Source organism: Alteromonas ulvae (assembly GCF_048987005.1).
In the GTDB taxonomy this organism is placed as follows: Bacteria; Pseudomonadota; Gammaproteobacteria; order Enterobacterales; family Alteromonadaceae; genus Alteromonas.
Window position 1 is genome coordinate 2,074,926 of record NZ_CP185261.1, and the last position, 12,603, is coordinate 2,087,528.

The following is a 12,603-nucleotide window of genomic DNA, read 5'->3' on the forward strand; positions in this document are numbered from 1 at the left end:
AAGCAAGGAACGACATTTCATAAGAGGACTATTGACATGTAGTAGCGTGGCGAACTTTTTCGCCCGCGACTATGCGTCCGTGACATTCGGCCTATCACCAACGATTCACTTTTTACGACAACAAACAAGAACAACTACATTATTTAAACAAACTATCTATTAAGGAAATAATATGAAATCAATAATCATCGCACTTTTCGTTTTAAGTCTGAGCTTAAGCATACAAGCATATGCTCATACATCGTTGGCCTCATCAATGCCGAAAGACAATGCTATGTTGATGGAAAGTCCAGACAACCTGGATCTCAATTTTGCAGATGATGTGCGTCTTGTTGACTTAAAGGTTAAAAGTAAAAAAGGTGAGCTTGTGGATGTTGGCTTTGAACCTTCGATGGACGCAAACAAAAACTATAGTTTCAGCTTACCTTTGCTTGCTGTGGATACTTACGTAGTCTCATGGACCATTATGGGAGATGACGGTCATAAAATGAAGGGACAGCTTTCATTTATGGTGCATGTGAGCAAAAAAATGAAAGGAATGAAGCACAAAGACATGAAAAATACTTCGATGGATCATTCAGGTATGACTCATTAGTTATTAAGAGTTAAATAGGTAAATCGATATGTTGCCAGAATGGTGGACCGCATTTTTAGTGTTAGGCAAATTCCTAGTCTATTTAGGTATGATGGGTGTTATGGGCTCTAGCGCTACTTTGTTACTTTTAAAAGGCAGCAAGCAGCGCGTAGCATTCAAGGCTCATAAAAGCTGGCAACTGGTTACCTTAAACTATTCTGTTCGCCTTTCAGTTGTTGGCTTTTTTGCTAGTGTCGCTGGTTTTTTTCTTCAGACTGGCTATATGGCGGAGAAAGGATTAGCGGGTATGTTTTCTCCTTTCATGGTGGAGATGATGTGGCACTCACAGGTAGGAACTATTGCCGCAATTCGTAGCGCTATCTTTGTTTTGTTCGCGTTGCTTACGTGGTTTCTATTACAAAAACTCAAACGTGACCAGAGTTTAGTGTCATCCAAGCTACTGCTAACAAGCACCGCAATGTTTTCATTGCCGCTAGCGTTTACTTTTTCCCTGACCGGACATGCTAGTCAGTTTGTCACGTTGGGCGAAATTCAAATTTTTATCCATTCCCTCATTGGTTTGACATGGGTAGGCTCGTTATACCCACTGATTACTGCTTGTAGATTACTCAATCACTCCGAATTAGCTTTCGTCATGAAACGTTACGGTAACATTGCCATAGTGTTGGTGTTTATCTTAGTCACAGTTGGTGTAGTAATGTTGATACAGCTACTGTCTTCCCCATCGACCCTTATATTCACTGAATATGGACTTGCCTTTTTATCCAAACTTTTTGCAGTTGCTCTAATGCTCACGTTAGCAGCTGGGCATAAGCTTTTTTGGGTACCTAGGCTACCTAAGGATCAAAATGTGCGCTTTAAATTACTCAAATCAATCAAATTTGAGTTCATTATTGGGCTTTTCATTTTGTCTCTTACAGCGCTGTTAACTACTGCGCTGAGCCCGAACCTTTAACATAAATAATCGGCGTTTTCGCCAAAATAAGAAAAGGAAAATGTTTATGAAAATGACTGCTTTAAGACCCTTGACTGTTTTTGCATTTCTATTGTCATTTAGTGCAGTAGTTAGTGCTCATGGAGATGAGAAACACAACGAAGAATCACAGTACTTTAGCGGAACAGATTCTGATGCAGCGACGTTAGTGCTTAAATTTCATAAAGCTTTAGAAACAGGGAATGGCGACTTAGCTGCAAGCCTTTTGGCAGATGATGTTTTAATTTTTGAAGGAAAGGGTGTGGAGCGAAGCGCCCAAGAGTATGCAAGTCATCATATGCTCTCTGATATGAAGTATTTGTCACAAATGCAAATTGAGCTTATAGAGCATCATGTAAAAGAAAACGGCACATATGCAATATCTTTGTCGAGAAGCTTGGTGAAAGGGCAATACAAAGGAAAAGAAGTAAACCATATTGGGAACGAAACCATAGGTTTAGAAAAGTTGAATGATGATTGGAAAATCACGCATATTCATTGGTCTAATTAAAAACACCGCGCTGTCGACTTCTTGTTATTAATGGGGCGGCAGCGTTTATCTTATTGCCAAATTTTTTTCCACCTTTCGCATTTTCATGCTAGTCCGCTTAACGCTCCTGCAAGTTAATTACTACACAAAGTTTGATTACCAAAAGGTAATTAAATTGTAATGCTTCTGCCGTGAAACAACGTTTATTTTGAATTACAGTTACATTTCAAAATTTGATGCAATAAGCAGATTTTGTTTGCATCGAAAGACAGAAATCATTAACTCAACAACAAGGAAATTGAATATGAAAACCTACTTATAATCGCTTTTTCCTCACTTTTGATGTTTTCCCCATTAAGTATCACCAGTGCGCATCAACACAGCGATAAATCGCATATGCCGATGAATATGATGGATGATGCATCGATAGAAAAGATGAATGAACACATTACAAAAATGAACAGTGCCTTAGAGAAAATAAAACAAGAAAACGACCCAGCGAAACGAGAACAAATGCTCAATGAGCATGCTAAAAGCATGCAAGACATGATGGGCACGATGCATCACTCTAAAGGTGATTCAAGCATGATGCATGGCAAGGAAATGTCTGCTGAAATGAAAATGTCCATGATGGAAAAGCGCCTTCAGATGATGGAAAAAATGATGGAGCATACCGTAGAAAAATCCAAAAAGGTGCATGAACACAAATAGATATCAAGCAACTAATATGCATGCTGGTTTGCGCCGCTTAATAGCAAGGTAGTTGCGTTTTGAGCTAAGGATAAACGTATTAAGGGAATTTGAAATGAATAAAACACTTAAATTAGCGACACTGATATTAATCGCAACTGCGCTTCTAAGCGGTTGTGCCAACAGTTTATACCATGATTATGTAATGAGCGGCCAAGTTGCTAGTGTTAAAGGTGACAACACTCTTCTTATTTGCGTTGCAAACACAGAAAGCCTCGAAACAGGCGATGTATTTAACGTTTACAGAACGGTAATGGATAAGCTTGTTATAAATGAGGGTGAAACTGGCTATTCTCGTGAGTTTGTGGGAAAAGTGAGGCTCGGAGAAAAGCAGGATGAACACTTTGCAAGCGCTAGTGTGGTCACAGGAGAAATATACCAACATGATATGGTGGAGTTCGATAAATAATTAAACATTGCTCAAACCAATAAAGGGTAGCAATTGCTGCCCTATTTTTTCATTCGCTCTCCTGATTAATCAAGACGTACCAGCTAACTTAAATATCGCTCGAACGAGCATTTCTTTATAATCAAAAAGTAGCTGTTCAGCGAACTGTATAAAAGGATTCTAAAATGCCATGGATTAGCGGCGCATTGTTTTTAATATGTTTACTACTAATACTAAGTTTTCGCGAGTACATTAAAAAGCGACATCGACACGACAGCATCTTAGTCGAGGTAAAAGACTTACACTATCAACCCGCAAGGGTTAAATTGAAAGCTCGTAAAGCTAATCAAATTGTTTTTCTGAGAACGGATTCAAATTTATGCTCTGAATACCTACTTTTTCCGGAGCTAGGATTATCGATAAGACTCAAACTTAATAAACAAGTATCGGTGAACTTTTCTGCTTATCCGCCAGGCGAGTATGAGTTTTATAGCGCGATGAATGTGTATTCTGGGAAGCTTACAATAGTGTAGCTCGGTGTAGGCTGACAAACACCGAAAGTGTCATGCTTTACAAAAGAGTATCATACTACTTTTTGATTATTGATATACTCCGACCGGCGGCTCTTCTCTTATCTGAAACAGCAGTTTGGAGCCTGCCTTTGGAAAGCCTGATCCTTGTCTATTGATGCCAGTCAAAGATGACTGATAGACTACAAAGTGCGTAAAACAGACGTTTCAATGACTTACTCCTATATTCAAAAAAACGTTCCTATGATCGTTTTATCTTCTTAAAAAATTAATTAATGATTAAAAATATATCTTTGGCAACACGGCAGTTAATATATTAAAACCAACAAATTATATAAATGACCCATGGGTTCGATATTAAGTTGTTAAGCTCACAAGGAAAAAAGCGTGCTGATATCCAGATATCTTGATGAACCATGCCCCAAGTGCGGTGTTACAGGAAAGTATGGGAACGTCAATGTCAGTAGAAACATCCTAAATAGAGGGTGTAATAGTTGTGGAGAACGGACAATGTTCCCTCTCCCAGATATTCGAAAAAAGATAATTTATCTTGATCAGTTTTTTCTGTCTCATGCTTTTAGGGATCAAGAGCGATCATTTATAGATGCGGCCAATCGCATAAAAGACATGGCTGCTAGGCAATTAGTTGTATGTCCATATTCATCCGTTCATACAGACGAAACGCACTTGTGGAGACACGAGCAACAAGAAAACCTCTATAAATTCATAAAGCAAACTGCACGCGGCTATAAATTTAGAGAAGCCTACGAGATCAAGCTGGAACAAATGCATCGATTATTTGACGCATTTAGGTCCAATTCAGAAATTATTCAACCTATCGAAGAGCGCGATGCATTTCGCGATGAAATCCATGGATGGGATGATTATATTTGGATCGATTTACGTCCCTACTTGGGAGACTTAGAGGCTATGCGACAAGGAAAGGCTGCTGCAATCGAAGGTCTGGTAAATCTGTTCCCGGACTGGGCAAAACTGACAACTTCCTTCGAAGAAGATGTAAGTATGGAGGCCAGAGGATACGGGATATCTTTGCTTAATCAGTATTTGCAGATGGTTGCCAATGTTGGAACTGGAAACCTGATGAGTTATATGGATGCCCCAGTGGACACGATGTACGTAGAATCGCTACTTCATTGTGATAGAACAACCATGAAAATTGATGAGCGATTAAGAAGAATAAGCGCATTTTTTTCATCGCATTATTTTACAAGCATTCCAAATATAAAGGTTTCGTGTGGAATCTTTGCGGTTTTACGAAAGATGGTCAAGAACGGAGCATACACTAACCCCATCAATGCACGCCGGAAACTGGCTGGACTATTCTATGATTCTGAGTGCATTTCTGTTTTCGGTCCTTACAGCGATGCAATTTTTATAGACAGGGCCATGAAGCAATGGTGCGAGAACCCTGAATCAATGCTTTTAGAACCTTATGATACAAAGATATTTTCTGTAGGAAACTGGGATGAGTTTCACAGGTATCTAGATTCTGTGGAAGACAACTATACAGATGATGTGCGTGAAGCAATTAATTTGGTATATCCGGGAATTTATGCTTAATAAGTCAATCAATAGCTTGTACGACGCAGGACAGCCATACCGGATGTCGATTATTAAGGCGTTTAATGTCCATTGTTTGCCTATAGAGGACTCAGGTTTGTTTGAGCTTAATATGTTATCAATGGAATGACGTTCAGCATTCTTTTCTCGGTCAGTTAAAAAATTAAACGTATTGTTAAAAGTAGTCATCATAAAATGGCATTTTATAAAAATGAACGTAAGGTGAATCTGAATCGCTACTTTCAACAACTACACCATAGTGGGCTAAAACGCTATCGTAAAGCCTCATAACTCGTTCGAAAGGTTCAAACGAAGGCCAATTAGGATAGTCTTCATCAAGTGCGTTAAGAGAGTTAACCAACTCGAAAAAATAAGGTGTGAACCAGCTTTTATCCAATGCTGCTCTTACATTTGGTATTTCTGAAGGGCTTTCTTTTCTACCTATGCAGTCACCAATCATATATGAAGCAAACTTCATTAATTCAATAACTGCGTTTCCCACTTCTTCGATACCTTTAGTTACATCATGATGGTGCTGGTAGTCAATAAGAACTGAGTAGATGGACTTTTCGGATGTATCTAGAACACGCAAAAAAGTCTCTTGAAAAGCTTTTGGATCACTGTCTCCGATCGTGGCGGAAAGCTTTGTTGCAAAATACTCATCCCAAGATGCCTGACCAGCAAGTATTCTTAGATATTCGGTTACGCTATGAATTATCTTACCGTATGAATATTCTGGAAAGCACTCGTAAAATGCGTGATTTGATTCTACATGCGCACACTCGTGTGCGATTACGTTTATACCTTTTTCTATATGCTCTCCGTTAAAATCTAGCATAGGAACTAGATAATTAGCATTTAATATAAGATGAGATTTGATTTTACCGTCTCGCATAACTGCGGGAGCCATTGCGATTCCTTCTACATCACCTGTGCTTGGTTTTAATTCACCAAAACCATTAGAACCTCGATCTATTGCCGCGACCTCACTCGAATAATCATAAGCAATCGTTACTCCGTCCAAATTAGACAAGTTGAAACGTTTGGAGAGCTCGCTCAAAATATATATGCAAGTTTCTCCAAATTTTTTTGCAAACTCTTCACTCTCAAACTGCCTGAGTGAAATGGTCAAGTCCTCTGGAAGAGTTTTTTCCAAATGTTCAATATTACTATTCAAACTATTTTTCACCTACAATTCGGATTACTAATACAGTTGGGGCAATATCAACAATCGCAATTACAGATCCTATATTTTGTGCATAATTAACTTTAATCAAGAAATTTACGCCTCATCAGGCCAAATCTGATTGAGTCTAGAGCTTCTGCTTTACGAAGTGTGGCCAGCCCCGAATTTTCAAATCTGAATTTCTAATATTTGTCTTTAGGGGTCTATTCTCCCGAGCTGACCATCTGATGTCTGTTTATCGCTCTGAAGGGATTAAATTCATCTAAACAGATCCGTCCGCTATCTTGGGCAATCCAGCCAGTCGAAACGTCCACAAAGTATGATACATTTTTGTGAATCTTCACTTATCAATATTTATCTCGAAGCGCAAAAAGTTGTGCGTAGTCAGTGGTAATTTAATTTAAAATTCAGGGCTACATCATTGATTACTGATGACCTCGTTTCTCGCGAATAATAGCCTAAAGATGTTCATAATGTTGGGTGAGTCCAATTTCTAGCTAAAAGTCTTCTAGTCAATTAGTAGCCGTTCACATTGTCGTTTTCGGCGTTTTTCAAGGTAGTTGTCGCCTAAGCTGTTAAGCTGCTTCTTTTTTGTTCTCTGGGTTTAACCCCACATCACCGATTTCATCCCAGTTTCTGATACCCTTTGACCAACGGTTGGGGTTCTGCTCTTTCGCTTTACTATATAGCTCATGGCGCTTTGCCAATATTCCTTTATCTTCACCATTATGGCGTTGCGCTGGTGTCACGAACTTGATGCGACTATGCCTGTGCTCGTTGTTGTACCATTGCGCGAAGCCTTTCACCCAAGCTCTTGCATCTTCAAGGCTTTCAAAACCTTCGCTTGGCCAGCGGTGACTGTATTTGACCGTGCGGAATAATGATTCTGAGTACGGGTTGTCATTACTTACACCGGGGCGGCTACGAGAGCCTATTACGCCCATATCAATCATTTTGGCCTGCATCGTCAGGCACTTCATCGGGCTGCCGTTATCTGAGTGCAATACCACGTTTTGTTTTACACATTTTTCAGCCCAGAGAGTACGCTCAAGCAATTCAGCTGCATGTTCACCAGACTCGCTTTCATGAACTTCCCAACCAACAATCTTACGGCTGAAGATGTCGATTATCATGTAGAGATAAAAGAACCGACCAATGACCGTTGACGGACAGTAACTGATATCCCAAGTCCACACTTGGTTTGGCGCTGTTGCTGTGTACCCCTTAGGTTTAGCTCGGCTACCTTTGGGTTTTGCTTTTCCTCGATGGGTTAGCTGGTCATTGGCTTTCAACACACGATAAAAGCTCGATTCAGACGCTAGGTATTGCCCGTTATCTGCCAGCATTGGCACTATCTGGCTTGGCCCTAAATTAGCGTATTCGTCTTGGTTACAGGTCGCTAATATCGCTTGCTGCTCTTCCTCTGTGAGCTTATTGCTCGGCGCTGGCCTAACAGCTACTGGCCTTTTATCACCGCTGATTTCACCACTTTCCTGCCAGCGTTGTAATGTGCGTACAGACATACCAACTTCTTCACAGGCTTTCTCTTTTCTTGCACCGGAGGAGACTGCTTCATCAATCAGAGATGCGTAATACTGCCTATCTGCGAGTGAGGTTAATTGTCCTCGTCTTCCCCCCAGTAGGCATTTAACTTTTTTCTCAGCACCAATAAGGCTGCTGTTTCAGCAAGCGCCGCATCTTTGCGCTTTAGCTCCCTTTCTAACTCTTTAATTCGCTTACGATCTTCCTTTCGCTCTTGGGTTAATTGCTTGCGTTGCAGGGCTTTAGTTTGATTGCCTGCAATGCAGCTTTGCTTCCATTCTTTAACTTGCTCAGGGTAAAGCCCTTTTTCACGGCAATACTCACTTAACTCTATTTCGCTTAATGAAGCCGTTTCTAAAACAATTGAGAACTTTTGCTCTGGTGACCAACCATCTGAACTATTGCTATCTGCCAAACTAGAACCTGCTTTTAAATACTTATCTCGCCATGAATACAAAGTAGATAAGTTGATACTTTCTAGCTTTGCGAATTGGCGTAATGATAAGCCACTTTCAACAAGCTTTCTAATGACGGCTTTCTTATGGTCTTCTGGATAATGCTTCACTCATAACTAACTTACCGCTCCCTGTTCTATTATTATAATTACTGAGGCGACAACTTATGTGGACTCCCCGATGTCAACAATAAAAACAAATCTAAAGAATTAAATGCGCACTTATGTACGAGCTCATATTGAGTAGCTAACTCGACTCTATGATATTTACGCGGGCTAACTTACAAACCTATCCTGCGAGTCTAAAACTCTCATTGTCACACTGCATTAGTTAGCTGATTTTAAATCAATATTTTTGCATTTTATTGCTTAAACTCTTGCTGGATCCGGCAATAACTCTGCTTCGTATTCCGTACCTTTAGTTAACATAGCATACGCAGTTCTAACTGTTTTATTGGCCAATGCTACTGATGCACATTTTTTCCCTCTGCGTTCGACTAACGCCCTTATCCAAAGGTCTTTTTTTGTTCTTGGCTCTTTCTTCATAGCAATACTAACAGCAGATAGAGCGCCAGTAATAAGTTGGCTCCTGAGCAAGCCATTTTTGACATACTTACCTATAGTGCCAAATTTAGCTTTGCCTCCAGATGAATGCTGTATCGGTGTTAAACCAATACATGCAGCAGCATCTTTTCCTTTCTTAAATACACCTAGTTCTGCACAACCTAATGCGATGTACAAATTGATGGCATTAAGAGGACCAACACCCTCTAGCTGTAGTAGTTTTTTACAATCACTGTGACTTTCAAGCGCATTTTCAAGACAGGAATCATATACACCAATAGATTGAACGATTGACGAGTATTGCTCCCAAGCCATATGTAAGGCTTGCCTAAATTCAGCTGAAAAGCCATTCTCGGCATCTTCTAATACAGTTTCAATTGTTCCTTTTAAGCCCCCATTTCTATTTGAGACTTTAATATTAAATTCTGACAAAAGAGCGATTAGTTGATTGTATGAGGCTGTTTTTTGTTTTACACATAACTCTCGAAGACGCATCATTGATTGCAATTGTTGCTGTTCAATAGACTTACCAGCGATAAAAGTGACATCAGGTAACAAGGATGCTTGTACGATCGCTAACGCATCATTTTTGTCTGTTTTTTGATTCTGCCGAACCGATTTAACTAAAGTAGGTGATATAAGGCGAGCGTCATGCCCTAGTGAACCTGCTTTTTGTTTCCAGTAATTTGATGTACCACATGCTTCGAATACAATTACGACAGGCGTTGAATTGGCGAGCCATTCTGTAAATTCGTTCGTTGTCATCTCTTTGTTAGAGCGCACTTTTTGGTTTGAATAAACACAAACCTGAATCACATTTTTAGCTAAATCTACACCTACGATTGCATTTTTCACAATTTGACTCCAAATAAGTACCTTAGACGTGAGTAAAATAACTCACAGCTTCATAAAAGGGGAGTCCAATTATCTATCCTGACACAGGGGGTTTTTGCGCATACCAATTATTTATCTCATAAATGACAGAAAAGTAATCAAACTGTAATGCCAGTGCCGTGTTCCTAACATCTTACACCGTTAAAATTATGTTTAATATAAAAGCAACCTTATTGCTTTTTGTCTTGTTCCCGTATTGCCCCTAATTACTATGCAATTAGAGTCAAAAAAATATGAATCTATGCAAATACAGAGCACAGAAAAAAGTTAAACGCGCCAATAACACGACGGAGTCTAAATGACAGCAACTGAAAAAGTTACCCAAAAGACAGCGAATAACTGTTGTTGTAACAAGCAAGCCCAATCAGCGAGCGAAACTCCTGCGGTCAAAGACATAACCAACCAAGAGCCCAATAATCTATCAGAAAATCGATTTATAATTGAAGGAGCCAGTTGTGCCAGCTGCGTCAACAAAATTGAGGCGGCATTAAACAATCTGCCTGGGGTTGAACGAGCGGAGATGAACTTCGCTCAGCGTGTTGTCACGGTAACTGGAGATACATCGGTTTCAAATATTATAGAAGCGGTGGAAAAAGCCGGATACAAAGCAAAATTAGACGACAGCGACTCTGAGCAAGAAGCTCTGGACGAAAAAGAAAAAGCCGACTGGCAATACTACAAAAAATTAATGCGCGAAATGGCCGTTGCGTTGTCGCTTGGTGTGCCATTGATGATTTACAGTCTGGTCTTTGGCGAAATGACAGTAACAACTACTACAGAAAGACTCGTTTGGTTAACCGTCGGATTGCTGACTCTTGGCGTAATGGTTTTTGCGGGTAAACACTTTTATGTGGGCGCTTGGAATTCATTTAAAAATCATTCTGCGAATATGGACACATTAATAGCTCTCGGAACAGGAACTGCTTGGCTTTACTCAATGGTGGTTGTGTTTGCTCCTGATGTGGTTCCCCTAATGGCAAGACACGTATATTTTGAAGCGACTGCAATGATTATTGGTTTAATCAATCTTGGCTTAGCTCTTGAGATTAAAGCGCGAGGTAAGACTTCAGAAGCGATTAAGCGTTTAATTGGCCTGCAAGCTAAAACAGCCCGTGTTATTAGAAACGATAAAGATGAAGACATTCCAATAGAACAAGTATTGCTCGATGAGCTTATTCGAGTCAGGCCAGGTGAAAAAATATCAGTAGACGGCGTGGTGGTAGAAGGACACTCCACAGTTGACGAATCTATGTTGACCGGTGAGCCGATGCCTGTAGAAAAAACAGAGGGGGTAGAAGTCGTCGCTGGTACGATTAATAAATCAGGCTCAATTATTTTTAAGGCAACGCGCGTAGGCAAAAATACGGCGCTTGCTCAAATTATCAACATGGTAAAACGCGCTCAAAATTCAAAGCCTCCGATAGGACGTTTAGCCGATATCATTTCAGCTTACTTCGTGCCCGTTGTTATGATCATCGCCGTAATAAGCGCTCTAGTTTGGCTAAACTTTGGGCCGTCTCCAGCTATTGCTTACGCAATTGTGTCGGCAACAACAGTTCTCATCATCGCTTGTCCATGTGCACTTGGTTTAGCGACACCGATGTCAGTAATGGTAGGAGTAGGCAAAGCCGCAGAAGCTGGTGTGTTGATAAGAAACGGCGAGGCGCTGCAAACAGCCAGTAAAATTACTACGATGATTTTAGATAAGACAGGCACTATTACTGAGGGAGCACCTAAGGTAACCGATGTATTGTTAGCACCCGGTCAAGATGAAAAACAAGTGCTAATGCTCGCGTCGAGTATCGAAGCAGGCTCAGAACATCCTTTAGCGATGGCGATAGTTGAAAGTGCCAAATCAAAAAACATATTACCTAAAAAAGTCACTCAGTTCTCCTCGATTGCTGGGCAGGGCGTTGAAGCACAGCTTAAGGGTGACACGCTTTTGTTCGGTAACGAAAAGCTAATGAAAGAGCGAAATATTGACATTAGCGACTACGTCGAAAAAGCCCAAGGCTTAGCCTCTGAAGCTAAAACCCCAATGTATTTTGCGGTTAATTCATTACTTGTTGCAGTAATTGCAGTTGCCGACCCAATTAAAACTGATTCTATTGATGCAATAAAGCGCCTTCAGAACAATGGAATTCGGGTAGTAATGCTAACTGGCGATAATCGTTCAACGGCAAAGGCAGTAGCTGAAAAAGCAGGTATCACAGAGTTTGTGGCTGAAGTTATGCCTGAGGAAAAAGCAAATAAAGTAGCTGAGTATCAAACGATGGGAGAAATTGTGGGTATGACAGGTGACGGTATTAATGACGCACCCGCCCTAGCTCACGCAGATGTAGGCTTTGCAATAGGTACAGGTACTGACGTAGCCATTGAAAGCGCTGACATTACGCTAATGCGGGGCTCTCTTCATGGTCTTGCTGACGCAATTGCGGTGAGTAAAGCCACTCTAACCAATATTAAGCAAAACCTATTCGGAGCATTTATTTACAACGTTGCGGGTATTCCATTCGCTGCCGGTGTTTTATATCCATTTTTCGGTCTTTTATTAAGTCCAGTAATAGCTGGTGCTGCGATGGCGTTTTCATCACTAACAGTCGTCACCAACGCCAATCGTTTGCGATTGTTTAAAGCAAAAGAGCATTAGGAGATT

Annotated in this window: 11 protein-coding genes; 8 read left to right on the forward strand and 3 right to left on the reverse strand. The window is 40.4% G+C overall.

Features of this window, described 5'->3' with window-relative positions:
* Window positions 1-172: 172 nt before the first annotated feature.
* From ACOJR9_RS09055 to ACOJR9_RS09085, 7 genes are all read left to right on the forward strand, one after another.
* The gene (locus ACOJR9_RS09055) at window positions 173-595 is read left to right on the forward strand and encodes a copper resistance CopC family protein (RefSeq protein WP_032094231.1); all 423 of its coding nucleotides are present in this window, start codon (window positions 173-175) and stop codon (window positions 593-595) included.
* A 28-nt stretch (window positions 596-623) separates the two neighbouring features.
* Window positions 624-1,550 (forward strand): copper resistance D family protein, encoded by a 927-nt coding sequence (locus ACOJR9_RS09060; protein WP_032094230.1) that lies wholly within the window; start codon window positions 624-626, stop codon window positions 1,548-1,550.
* A gap of 46 nt (window positions 1,551-1,596) precedes the next feature.
* The gene (locus tag ACOJR9_RS09065) at window positions 1,597-2,079 is read left to right on the forward strand and encodes a YybH family protein (RefSeq protein ID WP_032094229.1); all 483 of its coding nucleotides are present in this window, start codon (window positions 1,597-1,599) and stop codon (window positions 2,077-2,079) included.
* A gap of 375 nt (window positions 2,080-2,454) precedes the next feature.
* Window positions 2,455-2,769 carry a hypothetical protein gene (locus tag ACOJR9_RS09070; RefSeq protein ID WP_235207747.1) on the forward strand — a complete coding sequence of 105 codons (315 nt, stop codon included), beginning with the start codon at window positions 2,455-2,457 and terminating at the stop codon, window positions 2,767-2,769.
* A 94-nt stretch (window positions 2,770-2,863) separates the two neighbouring features.
* Complete coding sequence (locus ACOJR9_RS09075; protein ID WP_032094227.1) at window positions 2,864-3,217, forward strand: hypothetical protein; 354 nt, start codon at window positions 2,864-2,866, stop codon at window positions 3,215-3,217.
* Window positions 3,218-3,381: 164 nt separating this feature from the next.
* Window positions 3,382-3,729: a cupredoxin domain-containing protein gene (locus ACOJR9_RS09080; RefSeq protein WP_052009990.1), complete on the forward strand. Its 348-nt coding sequence runs from the start codon at window positions 3,382-3,384 to the stop codon at window positions 3,727-3,729.
* Between the two features lie 507 nt (window positions 3,730-4,236).
* On the forward strand, window positions 4,237-5,307 hold the full coding sequence (locus tag ACOJR9_RS09085; protein WP_420935937.1) for a hypothetical protein: 1,071 nt from the start codon (window positions 4,237-4,239) through the stop codon (window positions 5,305-5,307).
* Between the two features lie 175 nt (window positions 5,308-5,482).
* Here the strand turns inward: ACOJR9_RS09085 and ACOJR9_RS09090 are convergent, their stop codons facing one another.
* The 3 genes from ACOJR9_RS09090 to ACOJR9_RS09100 form a co-directional block, all read right to left on the reverse strand.
* A complete protein-coding gene (locus tag ACOJR9_RS09090; RefSeq protein ID WP_032094225.1) occupies window positions 5,483-6,484 on the reverse strand; it encodes a hypothetical protein in 1,002 nt (333 codons plus the stop codon).
* Between the two features lie 584 nt (window positions 6,485-7,068).
* Window positions 7,069-8,600, reverse strand: a protein-coding gene (locus ACOJR9_RS09095; protein WP_420933012.1) for an IS3 family transposase whose coding sequence is annotated in 2 segments (ribosomal slippage) — window positions 7,069-8,138 and window positions 8,138-8,600 — 1,533 coding nt in all. Because the reading frame shifts where the segments join, the coding sequence is not laid out codon by codon here.
* A gap of 258 nt (window positions 8,601-8,858) precedes the next feature.
* A complete protein-coding gene (locus ACOJR9_RS09100; protein ID WP_420934858.1) occupies window positions 8,859-9,908 on the reverse strand; it encodes an IS110 family transposase in 1,050 nt (349 codons plus the stop codon).
* Between the two features lie 337 nt (window positions 9,909-10,245).
* Between ACOJR9_RS09100 and ACOJR9_RS09105 the strand changes: the two genes are divergently transcribed.
* Window positions 10,246-12,597, forward strand: a complete 2,352-nt coding sequence (locus ACOJR9_RS09105; RefSeq protein ID WP_172602874.1) for a heavy metal translocating P-type ATPase — start codon at window positions 10,246-10,248, stop codon at window positions 12,595-12,597.
* Window positions 12,598-12,603 lie beyond the last annotated feature (6 nt).